We start from the raw sequence: 22,079 nt of genomic DNA on the forward strand, positions 1-22,079 counted from the left end.
TTAAAAACTAAAAGTTATATTGAATATAACTCTATTAATAGTCCGTAACTGGTATAAAGAATGGTAATAAGGAAAATACTATTCACTATGGGCTTGCTGATCGTATATTTAGAAGACGTCTTGAACACTAAATACCACAGCATAAACAAATACATAAGCAACTCGCTGCTTAACTTTAAAAGCAATGCGTTGTGATACATCCCATTTGTCCAAAACTCTTGAGGGGCGTTGGCAAAGTATCGACTCCATAAGACTTGATAGCCGATGACAATAGGTAGAAAGGCGAATCCTACGAGGATACACAAGTATCTTCAGCCAACCTATGATCAGCCTAAACCATCTAGCTTCCATCACCTAGAAAGCAAAAAGAGCACATCAACTAACGCTAATGTACTCTTTTAGAACAGAAAACTATGAAGCTTCTATCTAGTGTTATGGCTCAGATATGCAAGAAACATAGTTGAATTTGTCATGTACTGGAAACGTTACGTTTCTTGTATCCCCTGTAAACATATCAACTTCTACATAATAACTTGAGCTAGGTATATCAGCTGCCCAGTAAGAGATGTATAAAGGCCAACCATGGATATTGTACAGATCTCCTAGGAGAAAAACGTCAGTAACATCGTTGAGCTGAGCTTGAAGCGGTAAGCTCCAATTAGTCCGACCTTCCAGTGCAATACGGTTGTAAGTGTCACATAGTGCACTTGCATCCCGATCTCGATGAAATACATGATAAAAGCCCGAATCTCCGGTCGGTCTAATACCAAAGTGAGGGTCGAGTCGCCCACTCTCTTCGTAGAAAGTCCCAGAGTTCCCACTGCCACCTATGCTCTCTAAGTACTTTTGACTTGGTGAACTTGTATACAACACACCAGTTCCATTAAAATCTAATACGTCGATACATGGCCCCGCTAGGGTGATACAAGCCGTGACCTTAATTTCGTTACTCACAATACCTTGCAGCTCAGCCGTCGCCATTGCAATATCATTGGAGATTGCGCCATTTGATAATAATCCGGTCGCCGATACCGAGACCACATCATCACCCGTGACACTCCAGTTCACTTGGTCTGTAATATCTGCTTGCGTTGAATCATCATAATAGCCAGTCGCCGTGAGTTGGACTGTTTCAGTCCCCCAAATTCGAACGTCACTTGGCTCCAATACTATCGACTCTAAATTCTTGACCACATTAATAGTCGCAGGGTCACTTTGAACAACATTCCCATAACCATCACTCAAGGATGCAATAGTTGTTGTTCCGCCTAACGCAACCCCAGTGACAACTCCACCATCAACGGCACCATTCCCAACTGTTGCGACAGATGTGTCTTGACCGGTCCAATCTACCTCTCTCGTAATATCAGCAGTCTCACCGTCAGTGTAGGTTCCCCTTGCTGTTAAGGTCGTTGCTTTTCCAACACCAACATCAACAGTGACAGGTACAATATCAATATAAACAAGTCGTTCTGTCGTTACGTTAAGTAGCGCATTGTCATCAATCGTTTCTCCTTCAACAATAGTGCTAGCCCTTACTTCAACCGTTCCAGCAGACACACCTGTTACCATTCCGTTATCTATTGTTTGGCCAGTCGTGATAGAGGCAACTGCTGGATCGCTTGTACTCCAGTTCACCGATGGATCATTCGTAACATCAAGGCCTGTGCCATCAGAGAAGATAGCTTTTACATTGAATGGCCTTGCTTGACCAATGGTCGTTGTATCCGCGTCTGGTGAAACCTCTAAAGAAGTAATAACCGCATCAGTCACCGTAAGCTCCGCAGTACTATTCAGACTATCAGAAATGTGAGCTTTAATCGTTGTTGGTGATTCAGTTGCAGTTACTCCGGTAGCTAAGCCACTGGTATCGATGGTCGCAATCACCTCATCTGAAGAAGTCCACGTTAATGAAGAATCTGTAGTTACATCTTGTGTACTGCCATCAGAAAAAACCACCTCTGCTTTAAAAGCTTGAGTTAAGCCTTTAGAAACCGACGCTACTTCTGGAGAGACTCTCAGCTCAGTTGCAATAGCATCCGTAATCGTAAGCTCTGCAGTATCGCGAACGCCAACCCCGTTAATGTTCGCTACAGCACTTACTTCAACGATACCCGCACTCATACCTTTTGCCAAACCATCAGTATCAACGGTTGCCACAGCGATATCGCTACTATCCCAGTTCAAATACGATTCAGTGGTAACCTCATACGCAGTGCCGTCAGAAAACGTTGCTGTGGCGACAAAAGGCTTTTCATAACCCGCTGCTAATGTCTCTACTTTTGGAGTAACTTGCAGTCCTGTCGCTATTGCATCGGTCACCATGACACGTGCAATGTCACTTACCGTTTCATTATCTTCTGTATATTGAGCAGTAATCGTTGTATCACCAACAACCATACCTTCTACAGTGCCATCAGGGTTTACCTTAGTTATCGACTCATCTGAAGTTGACCAGATGATATTGTCGCTGCTTGTGACATCAACAATGCTGCCATCAGAAAGCAAAAGGTTTGCGTTTAAAGGTAAAAGCACCCCTACAGGAATAGCGTTGTCTTTTGGTGAAACCATCAGTTTTACAATGGTCACATCTCGGGTCTCAGGTGGTTCTGTGGCCCCACCGCCGCCAAGCAAACCTTTATCATCTCCGTTACAACCAATGGCACCAATCAGGACGAATATAGCCAGAAACGATTTCCAAAGCGTATTTAGGAAATTCATTATTGAACCTCCTTAACTTGCTCATCGATTTTCTCTTCAAGCGTTTCAAACTTGATGTTTACACGTCGATTCAATGTGCGGCCTTCCGCTGTATCGTTACTTGCGACAGGTTCTAACTCCCCCGCTCCCGTTACCGTTAAACGCTTGGCATCCACGCCTTTACCGATAAAGTAATCAGCAACAGATTTGGCACGCTCCTCAGAAAGCTCTTGGTTGTATTGCTCCGAACCAACACTATCCGTATGACCAGTAATAACAACGCTACCGTTCGGATATTGATTTAACGCATCAACAACACGATTGAGTTCGTCACTGACTTGTAGAATGGATGAGTTGAAACCAAATTGAGCATCAGCGGCTAGAGAAACGTCTTTTATCACCACTTGTTTTTCAATAACGGTTTCGGGCCTAGGTTCAGGAATAGCGACTGGTGCCGGTTGAGACACCGCCTCTTCACCAAAGTGGTACGTTAAACCAATAGAGGTGAAGTGCAAATCTGCACCTTGGACAATATCATCACCAATACCATCAATGAATTGATATTCTCCTCTCAAAGACCAGTTGTGAGACAAACGATAGTCAATACCAAGAGAAGCCATTGCATTCCAATCTTGACTTTGTTCGCTTTCAGCCCAATCAGATTGCTTGTCAATATCTTGGTAAGCAGCACCTATACGAGTAAAGACTTCCCAGTTTGGCGAAATCGCATAAGAAAGTTTAGCGGCAACTTCTGCACCATACGTGTCAGTACTGACTTTTCCATTCGAATATTTCGCATCCGGCTTACCGTAATCGGTAAAGCCGCCTTCAAGAGCAATCCATTGATTAAATTGGTAGCCTGCGTAAAGACCGTAGGCAAAAATATCATCATTACATTCTTGTGCACTTGATGAACATGCATCTTGGTAAGCCGCCCACCCAGCACGAGCGCCTAAGTAAAAGTGCTCACTATGAGAGGCATTGCTTTCGATGTTTGAAGCGCCAGCTTGTTCATTAACTGGTGTGTTGAGAGAGCCCCCTTCCGCAAAAGCTGGGGCTGCAAGTATCGCACTGATAGCAGATACTAAAGCTATACTTTTAGATTCCATACCTATTCCAATACTACCTGTAAATACTACCCTCCTAAACATCAAAAACTGCGTATCCCAAGAAGAGCTTAATTTTCATATAAAGCTCACGAGAGAAAGGCGAATCACGAACACAAGCAATTCAAACACACACAGTAATTATCAGGAGGAGCTACATTGAATATAAAAAGCCATATAACAGTAACTTACATAAATAAAACCAATGGCTTATGGCGAGCAATCATACAAATACATATTTCTAGCGACTAGGCATCAATACCAAATATATAAAAACATTGCCTATGAAGCTCAACACACATGTAATAAAACATTGTATTTTTAAATAGTTAGAGTAATTACTTGTGGAATCATTTTTTCATCAAATGGACTATTTATTACAATAAGAAATAAGTAGAGCTTGAAAAATAGGCTTGAGTCTGGCAGGAAAGGACAGAAACGAAAAAGCCCCAGCATTTCTGCTGGGGCTTTAAAATGTGGCGGTGAGTGAGAGATTCGAACTCTCGATACGTTGCCGTATACACACTTTCCAGGCGTGCTCCTTCAGCCACTCGGACAACTCACCGAATCAAATTGTGGTTAGCATCATTGGCTAACGAGGCGCTAATTTAATGATTATGTGCCTGATGGTCAAGGCTAAACACGAAAAAAAGCGCCCTTTTGCGTTTGTTTGCTCACTATCTAGCTAAATTGCATAAAACAGGGGCAATTATGCTTCTTGATAGTAACCAGGAACGCGGAACCAGCGGCGGCACTGATCGAGGAAGTAACCGTAAAGTACACCCATACCACAAGACACAACTGCGTTACTCGCTACTGCCGTGATGATTTGGTCGGTAGACGCGCCTACGGCTAACAAAATGCCCGCGTAGACTGGAGATTGGAACAATACGTACGCCACCAAGTCAGACACGTTCTTCATAAACGAAGAAGGTGACAGTTTGTTACCTTGGCGTAATACCCAATCACGGAACATACCGTAAGGCCATGCAATCGCGATGTTTACCGGGATAGACAGTGTGCGTGATGCTAAAGACTGCTCAAACGTCATACCCGAAATCAAGATCTCGATAATCATCCCTGTGATAAAACAAAAAACCACCATAGCAAAAGTATCCGCTGCGGCATTGCGAATACAAAATGGTCCACGAGACTTCATTTACAACCTCTAAAATCAAATACCAATAAAAACGACATCTATAAAATCATTTACTGCATTTAAAACCACATAGCAGTCAATGGCGCTATTAGACCACAACATTTTCAGTTTATGATTCCGTTTTTAATTATCAGTTGTAAATTAATAACCAACTTTAAGGTTAAAAGTAGCAGCTTTCACCAGAATCAGTAAAAACCGCCTTAGATAGATCTAAAATGAAGTTTAAAAACGTAATTTATTTACCAATAAACGACTTAGCTCGCGCAAAAACACAAAAAACCAGAGGAATATCTGGTAAGTAAATTTCAAAAAGATCAGCTTATGCTACTTGGGAGAGTAAATTCAGAGTAAATGCGAAGTTTGTAAAGTTGGGGAGATGGAAAGAAGCCAAAAGTAGTGCAGACAAACGCCCGCACCACTTGGTCGAAATGAATAGGTTATTGATCTGCGAGCAACATAGTCAGTTTGTCGATATCTTCTTGTTCAGGAGCGAGCGCTTTACTTAAATAACCCTCGATACGTTGGATAACCTTGTTTAGCTCGTCTGAGACAGTTGGCTGTACACTCTCAAAAATATGAGAAAGCGTTGACATTGCCTGTTCCAAATTATCGTCATCTAGCGCCATATAGAAGTTCAGCAGTAATGCCTCTGCGTTTTGTGATTTGGGCTGCTCGTCACTCTTTTTAACTTGATACTGATAAAGCATTGAAGCGTGTCGGTACAAGGCATCATCAAGCTCAGATTCAACAATAGGTTTGGCAATAATATGGTTGGCACCCACGTCAAGCATGCGCTCTTGGGTCTCTTTGAATACATCGGCAGTACAACCAAAGATCAGCACAGAACTTGCCGGCGTATCCATAGAGCGAATCACTGCAATGGCTCCCACTCCGTCGAGCACTGGCATGTGGTTATCCATTAAGACCAAATCGAACTCTTGCTTCGTTACCTGCTCTACCGCTTGCTGCCCGTTCTCGACACAAACACACACAAAGCCTTTCGAACGTAAGAAGGTCTCCATAATGATGGTATTGGTGCGGTTATCTTCTACGATAAGTGCGCGTAACCCTTGGCAATCGAGTTTATGTGTATTGGTTGATTCCAACACACCCGCTTCACACGGATTAAGTTCCAGTTCGACAACAAACTTGGTGCCAATGCACTCTTGGCTTTGTACTGTAATCCCTCCGCCCATGTGTTCAGAAATTTGCTTCACAATCGCAAGCCCCAAACCTGTGCCGCCAAAACGTCTAGTTGTAGAGGACTCCGCTTGTTCAAACGGTCTGAAGATACGCTTCTGTGCGTCTGGATTGATACCGATACCCGTATCTTTCACACTGATGGTCAGCTTGGTTTTGTCATTTTGTACATGCTCTGCCAACTCGACTTCGACAAAGCCTCGGTCTGTGAATTTCACAGCGTTGTTGAGCAAGTTAAATAACACTTGGCGCAAACGTGCTTTGTCATTGTTGTACCAACGACCTTCCGGCACATTCGAAATAATGCGGAATTGCAGACCTTTTTCAGCACATAAGGTGTGATAAACACTGTTGATACTGCCGAGGATCGATTCAATTGGGAAAGGTGTGTTATCCAGCTCAATGTGCCCCTGCTCGATCTTCGAATAATCAAGGATCTCATTGAGCAATGTCATCATATGATCGCCTGAATCATACAAGGTGTTGAGATGCTTTCTTTGTTCATCCGTCAGTTGGGTCTTCAACAAGATTTGGGCGGTTCCCAACACGCCATTCATCGGTGTTCGAATTTCATGAGACAAAGTTGCTAGGAAAGCCGTTTTCGCGTTGGTGGACGCTTGGGCTTTTACTCTCTCACGCTCAAGGTAGATGGTTTTCTCGTTGAACTTGGTGATCAGATGGCCAATCTCGTCTTCGCTGTCATAAGCAATATCGATGATGCCCCCAGTTTTGGAGTCATCCACTTTCTGAGCAATACGTACGATGGGCTCAACAATGTATCGGTTCAACAAGTAGTAACCCACCAGAACACACAGTAGCAAAAATGGGATGATGCCGGTCTCGACACTCATTACCTGATTAAAGACTTGATCAGATACTTTGACTTTCGCGTTGACCACGTCCATGCGCCAATCAAAACCACCAAAGCCTAACTGGCTAATGTAAATGTCTTTGGTAAGCTGGAAGTTGTGCTCAATAACAACCTGGTCGTCAGCATCACGAATCACAACGCCCAATGAGTATTGGTTAGTATGCTCACGAATGAACTGGAATAACGCCTCTAAAGATAAGTCTACGGTTGCGACTCCAGCAAAAACGCCATCTTTATAGTAAGGCGCTGAAGCGGTGATCATCTGTACCTGAGTGAAGGTATCGATATACACGCCAGACCAACTGACTGATCCTGCTGGCTGGTTTACTACAGATTGGTACCAAGGCTCATTGTCGTAGCCACCGGATTCTGGATTATTGTAGGAGTGAATTTGGTCAAGACTGCCGTTTTCATTCTTATTGAAAAACAAGCTTGTATATTGCCAGCGTTCATCTTTAAGTATCGGTTTTGGCCATAAACCACCACTCACAATGATGTCGTCACTGACTGCAAGTAATTGTGGAATGGTATCTTGAAGTGAAATACTTGGCGTTGGCGTCTGCCCTAACCCCACTAAGCTATTTAGGAGTCCAACCGAGCTCGTCAGAGGCCCTTCTATCTGTGAGGCAAGCAATTGGGTACGCAGATCCAGATTACGTTCGAGTTTTTCACGCACTGGAGGCTCGACCACAAGGTACACAACAGAACCAATGGTCGCGATGAAAAAGCACAAATAAAGCGTTAGGGCGAGAATGCTTTTTTTTCTGAGTGACGAACGAATTTCCATAGATGTAGACGAATCATTCCCTAATATCGATTTATCAATAATTGATTGGTAATATGAGCGCAACCAACCAGCCCATTAACAAATGGTATTCTATTTTGAAACTACAAGACATCCTTTCTCTTCCAGAACTTGATGGAAAACTACTAAACCTAGCGAAAACTCAAGGCTTTGTAACGTCTATGGCGTGTGCGCCAAACGTGTTGAATCCTCAAGAGTGGCTGCCATTCCTATGGGGCGGTGAAGAAACTGCACCTTTCTCTGATGGTGAGCAACTAGAACAGTACATCGATGAAATCGTTCAAATGTGGAACCAAACTCGCCCAGCACTTCTAGAAGGTGCGTGGCAATGGCCTGAAGGTTGCGAGCTAGATGAACAAGATATCGTGTCAGCAAACACTCGCGATTTCTGTGAAGGTGTACTTCAAGGCTGGCAAATTACTCGTGATGATTGGGAAAACTTAATGCCTGCAGATAGCGAAGACAGTGCTCTACTAGGTGGTGTTCTGCTTTCTCTCACCATGCTTTACGATCCAGAAACGACTATCGCAACACTTGCAGAACAAGGTATGGAAGGTCTTGAGCAGTTTGAAGAAATCTTCCATGCGATGCCAATGATGCTTGGCGGCCTGACTCAACGCGGTGTTATGCTAGCGGAAGAAGAGTAAACGCTCTGCTCAGTAAAACAGGCGACATACAATGAAAAAGCTCTCCAAACCGGAGAGCTTTTTTGATCAATCAAGAATAACGTGAGGAATGTAGCGCGCCATATCTTGAGTCACTAAACTGCTGTCTTCTCGAATCGAGATCCCTGCAGCTTTGTCATTTACGAGCCAACTGCCAATGAGCGTATGGCTTTGGCCAAATTTGGGTAACGGATGATATTGCTGAACGATGTTTTGACTCGATTCGTACGGCCCAGGAGTTTTCACCAAACGCTGCCCATTTTTGACGATCTCTATGTTCGCGCCTTCGCGAGAAAACAGTGGCTTAATGACATAGTCTTTCAAACGGCTCGCTTTTGGATCGTTGGCAAAATACGCAGGCAGGAGATTAGGATGATTTGGAAAACGCTCCCAAAGTAACGGCAATAGAGCTTTGTTGGACAGAATTGATTTCCACATCGGCTCTAACCAGTTTACGCTGGATGTTGCTAAATACTGGCTGTATTCCTCTTCGAACATAAATTCCCAAGGATAGAGTTTAAACATCCAGCGAATCGCTCGGTCATCAGCATCCACAAACTGTCCGTCTTCTGTCACACCAATGTCTTCAACAAAAACAAATGCGGTTGCTAACCCGGCTTCACGAGCGCAATCTTCTAGATATTGCACTGTGCCTTTGTCTTCTTCGGTGTATTTGCAACAACTAAAGTGCAGCGTTTGTCCCGGTTGCAGTTTGGCAATGTCAGCGAAGCGCTCAATAAGGAAATCTTGCAGAATATTAAACTGATCTGCACTTTGGTGGATGCGGCCTTTGTTGACGATATCTTCTAGCCACACCCACTGCCAAAAGCCAGTCTCAAACAGCGACGTTGGCGTATCTGCGTTGTTTTCTAATAGCTTTGCAGGAGAGGAGCCGTTGTACGCAAAATCCATTCTCGAATAGAGAGAAGGTTCTCTTCGCTGCCAAGAAGAAGCAACTTGTGACCACATGGCTTCAGGAATAGCGCATTGAGTCAGTAATCGCTCACTTCTTACTACTTGATCCACGATTTCAAGGCACATTTGATGAAGCTCCTCGGTTGGCGCTTCAATATCTTGCTCTATTTGCGAAAGGGAAAACTGATAGTAAGCGCTCTCATCCCAGTAGGGTTGGTCATACATTGAATGAAAGCCAAAACCAAACTGGCGTGCCAATTCACGCCAGTTTTCTCTTTCTTGTATTTCTCGTCGAAACATCGCTGTTAACCGCCACGGCTCACTGATACCGCTTTACCAAATCCACCTCGGGACATAGCACGGCCAATCGTACCGCCGCCTCGCTTGTTTAAGTTACTTGTCGCAACTTTGGTGGATTGATTGCGGTAAGAACCGTAGAACTGCCCTGCACCGTTGTAGTACTTAGACTTGTAGCGATACATCGGCTCGGAGTAGTAGCTTTTGTTGTATCCACTCAAACCGCTCACTGCGCGGCTGAAAAAGTAGCCACCCACAAACGGTACGTAAGAACGGTGGCGTGAGCTGTAATAACAATCGTCCTCGTAGAAATCGTCTTCACATTCGAACTCATTGTTGTAGCGCGGTGCGTTTTCTTCTGCTCTCGCCATTGCTTCTTGGTAAGCGATTTCACATTGTTCACTGAACTCTGGCGCGTCCGATTTACATTCATCCGCATCGGCATAGATATAACCTTCGGTTTTCGACTCATGCGTTGCCAGAAAAAAGATACCACCAAAAGCGACGAATGGAATGATTCGTCCGACTTTAAAGCTTTTGTCCATTGAAGAACGTTTGACGTTAGAACTGCGTTTCATCGCCCCTCCTAATACGTCATACAAGCCGCGTTTAGCACGCCGACAGATACCGAAACTGCAGCCAGAACAATGCCGGCTGGTACTTCATCGTTCTCAATACGCTCTGAGACTTTTGGCAAAAGAATGAAGCGCACAATACCGAATGCGATGATCTGCGCAAGCATGGCTACAACGCCCCACACCATAAAATCGACGATGTTAACTGAGTTAGTCGCAGCACCTGCAATCGCAAGGCAGTAGCCTAGAAAAGCACCGCTTAATGCAACGGCAGCGGCAGTGTTCTTTTCTTCTTTGATCAAGTGCCACTCATCGTATGGAGTCAGTTTGACGTAAATGAATTTGAACGCCAGTACGAAAATAATCGACACCGAAAAATAGAGAAGAAAGTTAGGGAAACCTGCCAACAGGTCGGCAATCATATGCATTATTTGTCCTTGTTCATGTCTGTCCAAGCGAAGTCATCAATTCGCTCGTCGGCAATATAAAACAGTTTGGTGTTTGGCGGCACTTGAGCGCTGAGTTCAGGGTTTAACTCAATACCGCTGCCAAGATCGAAGGCGATCAACGTCGCTTGATGATGCTTCTTAATAAAACCAAAGATCATCTCAACATTCGTGGTTGGTTGATCGTCAGGGTAAATCACAGAGTACTGAGTCATACCGCGTGTTGAAGCGAGTAACTCTTGGTGCAATGCACTGGAACCCGGATCGACTGCCGCTTTAGCAAGCATCTCTGCACCGACTGCAGGAATACACTCTGCTTTCGGGCAGTGCTGACTAAGTAAGCGACCCAAAGCATCATCTTTAAAATAGGCAAGCAAGTGTGCATCAGGATTCACAGACGCACAATACAAGGCGGCTGAGAGGGTAATATCATCGGTGAGATTATCAACAATGATACAGTTAGCTCCGATGATATTGGCGTTCTTCATCTCTTGCGCGTCGGTGTAGCTGTTCACCTTGATAAAACCAATCTCACCCGGTAGTGGGTTTTCAATGTCTGAACGGCTACACAAAACAATAGGACGTTTACCATGTTCTTCATGTTGCAACATACGGATCAGATGCATGGTACGTGCGCCATTCCAACCCAGTAATACGATATGGTTTTCCACTCTTACTCTCCGTTTCCCTAGTATGCCTGCTCGCCAATAATCAATAGCACCGCCCGCCACTCGTCCCAAAATGGCAGCAAATAAACTCAAACCACCCGGGATAATAAACAACACCACAACCCACTTACCCATATCACTTGAGGGTGATAAGTCGCCATAACCAACCGTTGATGCGGTCACCATGAGGTAGTAAATGAAGTTTGAGAAGTTATCAGTCAGAGCATGCTCTCCGGCGAGAGTCAGCAACCACCATGAGATGGCAATGTATGCGCCGCTAATGACGAGTAGGTTTCGGTTGCTCAATTTGAAAAGGTGAGCACTAAACCACTTTTTCAGTACTAGCCATACAGCCATAAGTGTCCGATTCCTTTCTGATTGCTATAACTAAATACTAACCTATTGATTGTAAGAAACAAAAAAACCAGCCATATTCGGCTGGTTTTTGAGATTTGTCTTAACAAACCGCAGTCTAAATAACGGAAAGATTAAGCGTTACCTTTCACTTGCATGTTCAACTGCTCAGCAAAATCTAACATGCGGTTCAGCGGGATAAGTGATTTCACACGTAGCGCTTCATCAACGAAGATTTCGTGCTCTGCGCCACCTTCATTCAATGCTTTTTCAATCGCTTTAAGACCGTTCATCGCCATCCAAGGACAGTGTGCACAACTGCGACATGTCGCGCCCGCGCCTGCCGTTGGTGCTTCAATCAATTCTTTCTCTGGCACTAGCTGCTGCATCTTGAAGAAGATGCCTTTGTCAGTCGCAACGATCATTTGTTGATGAGGAAGCTCTTTCGCAGCCTTGATTAGCTGACTTGTAGAACCAACCGCATCGGCTAGTTCAACCACACTCGCTGGAGACTCTGGGTGCACTAGGATTGCCGCGTCTGGGTAAACACTCTTCATCTTGCGTAGCGCATCTGCAGAGAACTCATCGTGAACAACACATTCACCTTGCCATAGCAACATGTCAGCGCCAGTTTTGTTTGCAATGTAAGAACCTAAGTGACGGTCAGGGCCCCAGATGATTGGCTTATCTTCTGCGTCCAGGTGTTCAACAATCTCTAGAGCGATGCTAGAAGTCACCACCCAATCAGCGCGTGCTTTTACCGCTGCAGATGTGTTTGCGTAAACCACAACCGTGTGGTCTGGGTGCGCATCACAGAACTCGCTGAACTTATCCGCAGGACAACCAAGATCAAGTGAACATTCTGCTTCTAGCGTTGGCATTAGAATGCGCTTTTCTGGTGTCAGGATCTTCGCAGACTCACCCATAAAGCGAACACCACCAATGATCAGCGTACTTGCTGGATGACGGTTACCAAACTTTGCCATTTCTAGCGAATCACCAACAAAACCGCCGGTCTCTTCAGCCAAAGCTTGGATCTCAGGATCGGTATAGTAGTGGGCGATAAGTACCGCGTCTTTTTCTTTAAGCAGCTTTTTGATTCGCTCGATGTAATCGGCTTTTTCTTCTTGGCTTAATGGGATTGGTTTTGGTGGGAATGGGTAAACTGTGTCGATTTTATCTAATATGTGGCTCATTGCTCTTGCTCTACGCAACTTCCTTTAATCCGAGTATTGTAACCTTGTTGATTTTCAAAAACCAACCCGTAACCGGAATTTATAGCAGTCTAGCCGTATATCTTTGTTGTAAGTAACAATTCTAATTGTTACTCATGAACATTCGTTGCATGAATCATTCTTCTTCTAAAGTCGTAACGCCAATGCAAAGAAAAAGGGAACCGAGGCTCCCTTTTTAATCATCTTGATATTGCTTAGGCGTCGTTACTTCAGCTTAGAGCTTGCGACTTTCGCCGAGGCGCTGCCTGGGTACTCGTCTACCACTTGCTGATAGTATTTCTTCGCTTGTGCGTCATTGTTGTTACGCTCAGCGATATCACCTAGTTTAACCAACGCATCTGCACGCTTGTTGGAATCTTTGTAAGAGACCACCGCAGCAAAGCTCTTCACGGCATCTTTATCCTGCTTCTTCGCGAAGTACAACTGACCTAGCCAATAATGTGAGTTCGCTGAATATGTTGAATCAGGATAGTCCTTTTGGAACTGCTGGAATGCAGCAATCGCACCGGTGTAGTCGCGTTTTTTAAGGATTAAATCCACCGCGTCTTGGTAAGCCGTTTGTTCATCGGCATTCGATGTGTACTTACCGCCAGTTTCCGCTGGTTTGGTTTCTTTAACAGGTGCGGCTTTCATTTCGCCACGCACTCGATCAAGATCCACAAACAACTCACGTTGACGCTTAAGCATTTGCTGCATCTCGTAGTTGTTGCGCTCTAATTGACCACGTAGATCACTGATCTCTTGTGCCATTTGGTCAACTTGCTCTTGCATTTGAAGCTGAACGCGGTTGCGGTTTTGCAACAAGCGCTCTAAACGCTCGATGTCGCTTTCGGAAGAAGATCGAGTAGATACTGATGATGTGCTGTTGAGATCTGATACTGGAGCTGGTGCAGCGAACGCGAAGTTCGCTGCACTTGCCAGTAACGTAAGCGTAACAGCGCGCTTAGTGTTACTGAACATGAGGTTTACCTCGAATTAGTATACTAAAACCGCACGACGGTTCTTAGCGTAAACATCTTCAGATTGACCTAGAAGAAGTGGCTTCTCTTCACCGTAGCTAACGATAGAGATTTGATCAGCTTGAACACCTAGTGCTTGTAGGTAGTTTGATACTGCTTCTGCACGACGCTCACCTAGAGCGATGTTGTACTCAGGAGTACCGCGCTCATCAGCGTGACCTTCGATCGTTACTTTAAGAGCTGGGTTCTTGCTTAGGTAAGAAGCGTGAGCCGCTAGCATCTCTTCGTAATCACCAGCAATTGTTGAGTTATCAAATGCGAAGTAGATTGTTTGAGTTTCACGTAGCGCTTGCTCTTTTAGCTCTTGCTCTGTTAGCTGGCTATTTGGATCGATCGGAGTAACTACTGTAGTTTCTGCAGCACCAGTGTTTGTCTCAGCACCCGTGTTAGAAGCAGCATCATCGCTTGAGCTACATGCCGTCATAGCCATCACAGGAATCGCGATTAGTAGCCCTTTTAGAACCTTGTTCAGTTGCATCTTATTTTCCTTTATTAATCAATTTTTCTTACTACAAAAACGGTGACCACGCGGGAGCTCTTACACGCCCATTAGTTGCCGGTAATCTAGCTTTAAATCGACCATCAATTGACACCATCGATAGTACGTTTTTCTTGTTGTAAATCGAGCTATAGATAACCATGCCACCATTTGGGGCAATGCTCGGAGACTCATCAAGCAACGTTTTTGTTAGCACCTGAAGAGCACCTGTTTCCAAATCTTGTTTGGCCAAGTTGAAACCCGAATCACTGCGGTTCACCATGACTAGGAATCGGCCGTCAGGAGTGATTTGACCACCCAAGTTTTGACTGCCTTGCCAAGTCAAGCGATTAGTCGAACCGCTGCCCAAATCTACTTTATAAATCTGAGGTTTACCACCCCTGTCAGATGTGAAAATCAGCGATTTGCCATCAGGGTGCCAGTATGGTTCTGTATTATTTGATCTGCCACGCGTAATTTGTGTCAATTTGCGTGTTTTTAGATCCAAAGTGTAAACCTGAAGCGAACCAGTCTTAGAAAGCACAAGGGCTAACTGGCTGCCGTCCGGCGAGAATCTTGGCGCACCATTGTGACGAGGGTATGACGTGACCTTCTCGCGTTCACCGGTGTAGATGTTCATGATGAAGATCTCAGCCTGACCATTCTGGAAACTTACGTAAGCCAGTTTCTGACCATCTGGAGACCATGCTGGAGACATAAGCGGTTGCTTAGACTGAAGCACTAGGCGCTCGTTGTAGCCATCATAATCCGCCACGCGAAGTTGGTAAGGGAAGTTATCTTTATCGTTCACCACCACGTAAGCGATACGTGTCATAAACGCACCACGCTCACCCGTTAGTTGCTCGTAGACAAGGTCAGAGATACGGTGCGCGTACTCACGCATGCGTGGGCCTTCAACCGTAGCCACTTTGTTGAACAGAACATGATCTTTAGAAAGTACCAGCTCGCCGTCGCCACCAAGTGCTTTGCTATTGCCGCCAGTCAATTGACCGCGAACAACGTCAACCAATTGGTAGTTCACAACGTAGTTGCCCTGCTCGTTCTTTTTGATTGAACCCGTAAGCAGCGCATCAACCCCAAGGCCAGTCCACGCATCAAAGTTAACCTCTGATTCGTTGAATGGTGTTTGTGGCATCTTGCTAGTTGGTACCGGGCTGAACTTACCACTGCGTTGCAAGTCTGAAGCAATCACAGCAGAGATGTCCGTTGGAAGAGGTTCACTGCCTTCCCATTTAAATGGAACAACAGCAATTGGTCGTGCTGAATCAATACCATCGGTAATGACTAGCTCTAATGCGGCGTGAGCCACACTTGTCAGACTGCCAAGCAGTACAAACATTCCTAGTAAAAGGCGTTTAATCACGTCTCAGTTCCTTTTAGTCCAAAGCAACAGTTAAGTTGATGTCTTTCAATTTTTCGTTGACCGCTTCTTCTGACGATTTAGGGAAAGTCCCTACCTGCGCAATCGCACTCTTCGCAGCCGCACATACTCGGGCGTCGCCGTCTAATATGGTCACGCCAGCAACCATCATGTCTGTCCCTGTTGGGATCAGTTTGATGTTTACCCTACACTCCTTTCCCAGCAAGTAATCATCCTTAATCAGCCTTTGCTGAATGTTCTGTTTATAGATGGATGACATACGAGAAAGTTCATCGTCAATGAATTGGTTACGAGCCGCACTGTTTTGGCTTGCCTCACTTTCAAGGCCTGCAAAAATATCATCCAGTGCAGCTTCTTGCTCTTTACGCTCACGCTCTAATCGCTCAAGACGCTCTTTCTCTTGGCGTGCCTTTTCTGCGGCCTCTTTAGCTGCCTTTTCTTTCGCGATGCGTTCTTGCTCGGCTTTCGCAGCGGCTTCACGTTCACGTTTCGCTTTTTCTTCAGCTTCTTTCGCTGCTTTCTCTCGCGCTACGCGTTCTTGTTCCGCTTTTGCGGCCGCTTCTTCTTTGGCCTTACGCTCTTGTTCGGCTTTCGCTGCTCGCTCTTTCTCTTTGCGAACACGCTCTTCCTCAACTTTGCGTTCTTGTTCTTTCTTCTTGCGAGCAGCTTCGGCTTCTCGAGCGGCTTTGGCATCTTTCGCCTGCTGCTCTTTTAGCTTACGGATCTGTTCTTCTTCAGCTTTGCGATTTTTCTCAAGCTGCTCAGCTTCACGTCTCAATTTATCTAGACGATCTTGCTCTTTCTTCGCGGCTTTTTCGCGTTGCTGACGAATCTCGTTCGCTTGTTTCTGAACAAGTTTTGGATCAATCACCACAGCCTGAACCATCTGGCCTGTCGGCTCTGGTTTCGACATAGTGAAGTCCGTCCCCCAAAGTAGAGCCACGACTAATAGCGCGTGCAAACCAACCGATATTGCTATCGGCTTGGTGTATTCTTTGGATTTTTTCTTGTTATCTTTCATAGATGTTCGATGTCTATTCCCTGATATCGGTCATCAGACCCACTTTTGGGATGCCTGCACGACTTAACTCGTCAAGCAAAAGTACAACGTCGGCGTATGGCGTCGATGCATCACCACCTACCGCAACAGGTGAATCAGGTTTGATCTCACGCTCGGCTTTCACGCGAACAATCACGTCTTGTAGTGATAGACCGCGTTGAACCTCTTCATCATTCACGCTTAAGCCTAAATTGCCGTCACGATCGATTTCAATGATGATGAAGCTGCTGTCTGTATCGCCAGCCAAGTCTTGCATAGATTCAGCCGTTGATGTCTGTGGAAGGTCCACATCCACACCTTGAGTGACAAATGGAGCGGTCGCCATAAAAATGATCAGCAGAACGAGCATCACGTCGATGTATGGTACGACGTTGATCTCTGCGGTCATTTTACGCTTTTTAGGTTGGTAACCCGCCATGCTCTATTCCTTACTTGCGCTGTCTCGACCCGCCATCGCTTGACGGTGCAGGATGCTATGGAATTCTTCAGAGAAAGTCGCGTAAGTGTGCTCTAGCTTACTTACTTTGTTGCTAAGACGGTTGTATGCCATTACTGCAGGAATTGCAGCAAATAGACCCATTGCAGTTGCAATCAGGGCTTCTGCGATACCTGGCGCTACCATTGAAAGCGTTGCTTGCTTTACTTCACCTAAAGCGATGAACGCATGCATGATGCCCCAAACCGTACCAAACAGACCAATGTATGGGCTGATAGAACCGACCGTTGCAAGGAATGGCAAGCTGGTTTCCAGTTCATCAACTTCACGAGCAACAGCAACGCGCATTGCGCGGCCAGTGCCTTCCATGATGTAAGCTGGCGAGTTCGCGTTGCTCTTACGTAGACGAGCAAACTCGGTAAAACCTGCGTAGAAGATTTCTTCTGTACCTGTGATGTCGTCTTTACGACCTTTCACTTTCTGGTAAAGCTGAGAAAGGTCAGTACCCGACCAGAATTTGTCTTCGAATGACTCCGCATCTTTTGATGCTTGAGATAAGACTTTGCTGCGCTTAATGATCATAGCCCATGATGCGATTGACATGCCGAGCAGTGTCAACATCACAAGCTTTACCAACAGACTGGCCTGAAGAAAGAGATCTAAAATGGAAATATCAGCAGTCACTATTTGTTAGCTCCGAATTGATAAATGATGGAATCGCAATTGGCTTCATTTTCTTATTATCGATACATGCTACCTTAACCATTGCCTTGCACAATGTTCTGCCTTCATCATTGACTAACTCTTGACAGAATTGCAAAGAAGCACGTTTTATTTCTGACACTCGGGTTAGAACGGTCAAATGCTCGTCCAACCTTGCCCCTTGGTTGAAATCGATATCCATGTGTCGGACAACAAAGCCGATGTTTTGTTCCAGTAACACATGTTGAGAAACGCCTTTTGCACGCAACATCTCAGTGCGTGCGCGTTCAAAGAATTTTAAATAATTTGAGTGATATACAACGCCACCCGCATCCGTGTCTTCGTAATACACAGTGATCGGCCAGCGAAAGGGATTTGATGTGCCTTGCAAGGGAGTACCAATATATTCAATTCTTTAAAGCAATTACTATAACTGAAGCGGCAGTAATTGGTACTGAGGTAAGGGAATATTTTTGAAATTTGTAGAAAAAATAAAAGCCAGACAATCCGTCTGGCTTTTATTCGATGATTTAGTAACCGACTTTATTTCAGAGTGTAACGCTTACATGAAATACAGTGCAGTTAGATAAATTAAGATAGCGAGCGAGAAATAAGGACTGAACAGCACCTGCCAGTACCAATTTCTTGGCTTGAAGCCCACACCATATACCATGCTTGAGCACACTGCCCAAATCAGCGCTGGTGCGATAAACGCATTAAAGCCACCAATTTCTCGATGGTATGCGTTCGGATCCCACATCACCAATCCTACATGCATAAAGCCAAGGATTAAGGCCAAGACTCTTAGTAGAGTCTTGTCCATAGGTGCGTGAAGTTTCGCTACCTTGTCAGCGAGATTACTCACTGTCTTTATCCATCATTTCTGAGTGCTCTAACCAAAGAGCGTTGATGATACCGAATGCACAAGCAAGTAGTACACCTAGAATCCATGCGAAATACCACATAGTAATAGCTCCTTAGTATAGTGAGTTTTTGTTTTCTTCGATGAACTGGTCATCCAAGCGGCCAAACATCTTGTAGTAAGTCCAAGACGTGTAAGCAAGAATGATTGGAACCATAACAAACGCTACACCTGTCATTAGGTTCAGAGTCAGCTCAGATGAAGTTGCATCCCACATTGTCAGACTTTGGCTTGGCATTAGGTCTGAAGGCATTACGAATGGGAACATTGCGATACCAGCAGTAAAGATAACACCAGCGTTACCTAGGCTTGACGTTAGGAACGCGATACCACACTTCTCTAGGCGAGATGCCAATACCGCTAGAAGCGGCATAGCAACACCCAGTACAGGTGCAGCCCATAGTAGTGGGTAAGCTTCGAAGTTGTTCATCCACGCACCAGCTTCACGGATAACCTCTTTGTTTAGAGGGTTAGAAGCCGCTGCAGTGTCGATACCACCGACGATAACGTAGCCTTCGATGCTTTGGATCCAGAAACCAGCAAGCACAAATGCAACCACTGTTAGTAGACCAGTAAGCTGAGCCACGTTACGAGCACGAGTATGTACTTCGCCAGTTGTCTTCATTTGAAGCCATGTTGCACCTTGCATCAGGATCATGAACAAGCTTACTAGACCACATAGCAGAGCAAATGGGTTTAGTAGACCGAAGAATGAACCGTGGTACGTTGGCATTAGGAATTCATTCAACTGGAATGGAACACCTTGTAGAAGGTTACCAAACGCTACACCAAAGATGATTGGTGGAACGAAGCCACTGATTGAAATACAGATATCCCAAGTGTTACGCCATTTTGGATCTTCGATTTTTGAGCGGTAATCAAGACCAATCGGACGTAGCCAAAGTGCCGCTAGAGTTAGGATCATCGCTAGGTAGAAACCAGAGAACGATGTCGCGTAAACCAAAGGCCATGCTGCGAACAATGCACCACCAGCAGTGATAAGCCATACTTGGTTACCATCCCAGTGAGGTGCGATCGAGTTAATCATCACACGACGTTGTGTGTCGTTTTTACCGATAATAGGTACAAGCGCGCCCACACCCATATCGAAACCGTCTGTAATTGCAAAACCAACTAGTAGAACACCGATCAGTACCCACCAGATGAATCGCAAGATTTCGTAATCAAACATCTTGTTGTCTCCTTGTCTTACGCTTCTACTTGGCGACTAACTTTGTCTTCAACAGAGTCAGCGTTTTGCTCGAAGTGGTAGCGACCAGTTTTCAGGCTGCTTGGACCTTTACGAGCGAATTTCACCATTAGGTATACTTCTGCAATTAGGAATGCAGTGTATAGCGCTAGGATTGCAAATAGTGAAGTCCAGATTTCACCTGCTGTTAGTGCTGATGCAGCAACGTGTACCGGTAGGATTTCACCTACAGCCCACGGTTGACGACCGTATTCAGCAACGAACCAACCTGCTTCAATCGCAATCCATGGAAGTGGAATGCTGAATAGTGCAGCTTTAAGAATCCAAGGTTTCTGTTCGATCTTCTGACGACATGTTTGGATGAATGACGCACCAAATACAAATAGCATGATGAAGCCACACGCAACCATGATACGGAACGACCAGAATAGCGGCCATACTGTTGGGATTGAGTCATCCGCAGCAGCTTGGATTTGGTCTTCAGTCGCATCAACCACGTTGTCTGTGTAACGTTTTAGAAGTAGGCCGTAACCTAGGTCACCTTTCACTTCGTCAAACGCAGTCATGTTTGCTTCAGACTTGTCGCCTGCACGCAGTTTTTCAAGCAATTCGTACGCGTACATACCAGTACGGATACGGTCAACGTGCTCTTCACGTAGATCGTGTAGACCAGTTACTTGCTCGTCAAATGAACGTGTCGCGATGATACCCATAACGTATGGGATCTTAATTGCGTAATCGGTGTTCATTGTTTCTTGGTTTGGTAAACCGAACAGTGTGAACGCCGCTGGTGCTGGTTCTGTGTGCCATTCAGCTTCTACCGCTGCTAGCTTCACTTTTTGAACTTCACCAAGCTCGTAACCAGATTCATCACCTAGCACGATTGTAGACAGGATTGCTGCCATACCGAAAGAAGCTGCGATAGCAAACGAACGACGAGCGAACGCCACATCACGACCTTTCAATAGGTAGTAAGAACTGATGCCTAGAACGAACATTGCACCACACGTATAACCAGATGCTACTGTGTGTACAAATTTAACTTGCGCTACAGGGTTTAGTACAACGTCTGCGAAGCTCACCATTTCCATACGCATGGTTTCGAAGTTGAATTCTGCGCCAACTGGGTTTTGCATCCAGCCGTTCGCGATAAGAATCCACAGTGCAGAGAAGTTAGAACCCAGAGCAACCAACCAGGTTACCGCTAAGTGTTGACGTTTTGATAGACGATCCCACCCGAAGAAGAATAGACCAACAAAAGTTGACTCCAGGAAGAAAGCAACCAGTGCTTCGATCGCCAGTGGTGCACCGAAGATGTCACCTACATAGTGGGAGTAGTAAGACCAGTTCGTACCAAACTGGAACTCCATGGTAAGGCCGGTAGCCACACCAAGTGCAAAGTTAATACCGAACAGCTTACCCCAGAACTTGGTCATGTCCTTGTAGATTTGCTTGTTCGTCATTACGTACATCGATTCCATAATGGCCAAAAGGAAGGCCATACCAAGGGTCAATGGTACGAATAGGAAGTGATACATCGCTGTCAGTGCAAACTGCAACCGCGACAGATCAACTACGTCAATCATGGTAACTCCTATGTGTCGGCTGAATGACACTCTCTACATATTGCAATCCATACACAAGTGTTATTTACACTTGAAAAATGTTGAATTATCACAACTCTTTGTTGCAAAAATGTGCTTCATTGGTTAGTTAATTGTTAAGCATCAGCTAATATAGCTGGGCCTAATATTACTGCTAAAAACAGTTTGTTTCAAAAGGTTTATGGCGGGAAACCGCTTTGATGTATATCAATGTTTGCGCGCTGAATTTGAACAAAAATCCATCACATTG

General features: G+C 45.1%; 21 protein-coding genes and 1 tRNA gene. 1 reads left to right on the top strand and 21 read right to left on the bottom strand.

The window, feature by feature from the left end:
• Positions 1–432: 432 nt before the first annotated feature.
• From VCHENC03_RS07215 to VCHENC03_RS07195, 5 genes are all read right to left on the bottom strand, one after another.
• Positions 433–2,589 (bottom strand): Ig-like domain-containing protein, encoded by a 2,157-nt coding sequence (locus VCHENC03_RS07215; RefSeq protein WP_232310366.1) that lies wholly within the window; start codon positions 2,587–2,589, stop codon positions 433–435.
• 131 nt (positions 2,590–2,720) lie between these two features.
• Positions 2,721–3,809, bottom strand: a complete 1,089-nt coding sequence (locus VCHENC03_RS07210; protein WP_009707069.1) for an OmpA family protein — start codon at positions 3,807–3,809, stop codon at positions 2,721–2,723.
• A gap of 474 nt (positions 3,810–4,283) precedes the next feature.
• Positions 4,284–4,371: transfer RNA gene (locus VCHENC03_RS07205), tRNA-Ser, on the bottom strand.
• A 144-nt stretch (positions 4,372–4,515) separates the two neighbouring features.
• Positions 4,516–4,965, bottom strand: coding sequence for an L-alanine exporter AlaE (locus VCHENC03_RS07200; RefSeq protein ID WP_005441741.1), 450 nt, complete (start codon positions 4,963–4,965; stop codon positions 4,516–4,518).
• Between the two features lie 437 nt (positions 4,966–5,402).
• On the bottom strand, positions 5,403–7,823 hold the full coding sequence (locus VCHENC03_RS07195; protein WP_009707070.1) for a hybrid sensor histidine kinase/response regulator: 2,421 nt from the start codon (positions 7,821–7,823) through the stop codon (positions 5,403–5,405).
• Between the two features lie 53 nt (positions 7,824–7,876).
• Between VCHENC03_RS07195 and VCHENC03_RS07190 the strand changes: the two genes are divergently transcribed.
• Complete coding sequence (locus VCHENC03_RS07190) at positions 7,877–8,488, top strand: YecA/YgfB family protein (RefSeq protein WP_083481858.1); 612 nt, start codon at positions 7,877–7,879, stop codon at positions 8,486–8,488.
• A 66-nt stretch (positions 8,489–8,554) separates the two neighbouring features.
• Here VCHENC03_RS07190 and VCHENC03_RS07185 read toward each other — a convergent pair whose 3' ends face one another.
• The 16 genes from VCHENC03_RS07185 to cydA all read right to left on the bottom strand — a co-directional run bounded on the left by VCHENC03_RS07185 (position 8,555) and on the right by cydA (position 21,811).
• Positions 8,555–9,721, bottom strand: coding sequence for a glutathionylspermidine synthase family protein (locus VCHENC03_RS07185; RefSeq protein WP_009707072.1), 1,167 nt, complete (start codon positions 9,719–9,721; stop codon positions 8,555–8,557).
• A 5-nt stretch (positions 9,722–9,726) separates the two neighbouring features.
• Positions 9,727–10,296 (bottom strand): DUF1190 domain-containing protein, encoded by a 570-nt coding sequence (locus tag VCHENC03_RS07180; RefSeq protein ID WP_009707073.1) that lies wholly within the window; start codon positions 10,294–10,296, stop codon positions 9,727–9,729.
• A gap of 8 nt (positions 10,297–10,304) precedes the next feature.
• Entirely contained in the window at positions 10,305–10,721 is a 417-nt protein-coding gene (locus tag VCHENC03_RS07175) for a DUF350 domain-containing protein (protein WP_005441732.1), read from the bottom strand.
• On the bottom strand, positions 10,721–11,764 hold the full coding sequence (locus VCHENC03_RS07170) for an ion channel (protein WP_009707075.1): 1,044 nt from the start codon (positions 11,762–11,764) through the stop codon (positions 10,721–10,723). The genes VCHENC03_RS07175 and VCHENC03_RS07170 overlap by 1 nt, the downstream gene beginning before the upstream one ends.
• Positions 11,765–11,895: 131 nt before the next feature.
• Positions 11,896–12,957 carry a quinolinate synthase NadA gene (gene nadA, locus VCHENC03_RS07165; protein ID WP_005441719.1) on the bottom strand — a complete coding sequence of 354 codons (1,062 nt, stop codon included), beginning with the start codon at positions 12,955–12,957 and terminating at the stop codon, positions 11,896–11,898.
• A 243-nt stretch (positions 12,958–13,200) separates the two neighbouring features.
• Positions 13,201–13,956 carry a tol-pal system protein YbgF gene (gene ybgF / locus VCHENC03_RS07160; protein ID WP_009707076.1) on the bottom strand — a complete coding sequence of 252 codons (756 nt, stop codon included), beginning with the start codon at positions 13,954–13,956 and terminating at the stop codon, positions 13,201–13,203.
• Positions 13,957–13,971: 15 nt separating this feature from the next.
• Positions 13,972–14,493, bottom strand: a complete 522-nt coding sequence (pal, locus tag VCHENC03_RS07155) for a peptidoglycan-associated lipoprotein Pal (protein ID WP_005441714.1) — start codon at positions 14,491–14,493, stop codon at positions 13,972–13,974.
• A 31-nt stretch (positions 14,494–14,524) separates the two neighbouring features.
• Complete coding sequence (gene tolB / locus VCHENC03_RS07150; protein ID WP_005441711.1) at positions 14,525–15,877, bottom strand: Tol-Pal system beta propeller repeat protein TolB; 1,353 nt, start codon at positions 15,875–15,877, stop codon at positions 14,525–14,527.
• A gap of 13 nt (positions 15,878–15,890) precedes the next feature.
• On the bottom strand, positions 15,891–16,916 hold the full coding sequence (gene tolA, locus VCHENC03_RS07145; RefSeq protein ID WP_009707077.1) for a cell envelope integrity protein TolA: 1,026 nt from the start codon (positions 16,914–16,916) through the stop codon (positions 15,891–15,893).
• A gap of 13 nt (positions 16,917–16,929) precedes the next feature.
• A complete protein-coding gene (gene tolR / locus VCHENC03_RS07140) occupies positions 16,930–17,373 on the bottom strand; it encodes a protein TolR (RefSeq protein WP_009707078.1) in 444 nt (147 codons plus the stop codon).
• Positions 17,374–17,376: 3 nt separating this feature from the next.
• Positions 17,377–18,075 carry a protein TolQ gene (gene tolQ, locus VCHENC03_RS07135; RefSeq protein WP_005426224.1) on the bottom strand — a complete coding sequence of 233 codons (699 nt, stop codon included), beginning with the start codon at positions 18,073–18,075 and terminating at the stop codon, positions 17,377–17,379.
• Positions 18,065–18,484, bottom strand: a complete 420-nt coding sequence (gene ybgC, locus VCHENC03_RS0126115) for a tol-pal system-associated acyl-CoA thioesterase (RefSeq protein ID WP_005426200.1) — start codon at positions 18,482–18,484, stop codon at positions 18,065–18,067. The genes tolQ and ybgC overlap by 11 nt, the downstream gene beginning before the upstream one ends.
• A 171-nt stretch (positions 18,485–18,655) precedes the next feature.
• On the bottom strand, positions 18,656–18,958 hold the full coding sequence (gene ybgE, locus VCHENC03_RS0126120) for a cyd operon protein YbgE (RefSeq protein WP_017188312.1): 303 nt from the start codon (positions 18,956–18,958) through the stop codon (positions 18,656–18,658).
• Entirely contained in the window at positions 18,951–19,058 is a 108-nt protein-coding gene (cydX, locus tag VCHENC03_RS27005; RefSeq protein ID WP_000270284.1) for a cytochrome bd-I oxidase subunit CydX, read from the bottom strand. Before cydX ends, ybgE begins: the two co-directional genes overlap by 8 nt.
• Before the next feature lie 12 nt (positions 19,059–19,070).
• Complete coding sequence (cydB, locus tag VCHENC03_RS07130; RefSeq protein ID WP_009707081.1) at positions 19,071–20,207, bottom strand: cytochrome d ubiquinol oxidase subunit II; 1,137 nt, start codon at positions 20,205–20,207, stop codon at positions 19,071–19,073.
• Positions 20,208–20,224: 17 nt separating this feature from the next.
• Positions 20,225–21,811, bottom strand: coding sequence for a cytochrome ubiquinol oxidase subunit I (cydA, locus tag VCHENC03_RS07125; protein WP_005441697.1), 1,587 nt, complete (start codon positions 21,809–21,811; stop codon positions 20,225–20,227).
• Positions 21,812–22,079: the final 268 nt, after the last annotated feature.

The sequence above is a fragment of the Vibrio sp. HENC-03 genome (assembly GCF_000305755.2).
Classification (GTDB): Bacteria; Pseudomonadota; Gammaproteobacteria; order Enterobacterales; family Vibrionaceae; genus Vibrio; species Vibrio owensii.

Coding starts and splice junctions, on each gene's coding strand:
- VCHENC03_RS07210 (WP_009707069.1), bottom strand. CDS start 3,809: ATGGAATCTAAAAGTATAGCTTTAGTATCTGCTATCAGTGCGATACTT.
- VCHENC03_RS07200 (WP_005441741.1), bottom strand. CDS start 4,965: ATGAAGTCTCGTGGACCATTTTGTATTCGCAATGCCGCAGCGGATACT.
- VCHENC03_RS07195 (WP_009707070.1), bottom strand. CDS start 7,823: ATGGAAATTCGTTCGTCACTCAGAAAAAAAAGCATTCTCGCCCTAACG.
- VCHENC03_RS07190 (WP_083481858.1), top strand. CDS start 7,877: ATGAGCGCAACCAACCAGCCCATTAACAAATGGTATTCTATTTTGAAA.
- VCHENC03_RS07185 (WP_009707072.1), bottom strand. CDS start 9,721: ATGTTTCGACGAGAAATACAAGAAAGAGAAAACTGGCGTGAATTGGCA.
- VCHENC03_RS07180 (WP_009707073.1), bottom strand. CDS start 10,296: ATGAAACGCAGTTCTAACGTCAAACGTTCTTCAATGGACAAAAGCTTT.
- VCHENC03_RS07175 (WP_005441732.1), bottom strand. CDS start 10,721: ATGCATATGATTGCCGACCTGTTGGCAGGTTTCCCTAACTTTCTTCTC.
- VCHENC03_RS07170 (WP_009707075.1), bottom strand. CDS start 11,764: ATGGCTGTATGGCTAGTACTGAAAAAGTGGTTTAGTGCTCACCTTTTC.
- nadA (WP_005441719.1), bottom strand. CDS start 12,957: ATGAGCCACATATTAGATAAAATCGACACAGTTTACCCATTCCCACCA.
- ybgF (WP_009707076.1), bottom strand. CDS start 13,956: ATGTTCAGTAACACTAAGCGCGCTGTTACGCTTACGTTACTGGCAAGT.
- pal (WP_005441714.1), bottom strand. CDS start 14,493: ATGCAACTGAACAAGGTTCTAAAAGGGCTACTAATCGCGATTCCTGTG.
- tolA (WP_009707077.1), bottom strand. CDS start 16,916: ATGAAAGATAACAAGAAAAAATCCAAAGAATACACCAAGCCGATAGCA.
- tolR (WP_009707078.1), bottom strand. CDS start 17,373: ATGGCGGGTTACCAACCTAAAAAGCGTAAAATGACCGCAGAGATCAAC.
- cydX (WP_000270284.1), bottom strand. CDS start 19,058: ATGTGGTATTTCGCATGGATTCTAGGTGTACTACTTGCTTGTGCATTC.
- cydB (WP_009707081.1), bottom strand. CDS start 20,207: ATGTTTGATTACGAAATCTTGCGATTCATCTGGTGGGTACTGATCGGT.
- cydA (WP_005441697.1), bottom strand. CDS start 21,811: ATGATTGACGTAGTTGATCTGTCGCGGTTGCAGTTTGCACTGACAGCG.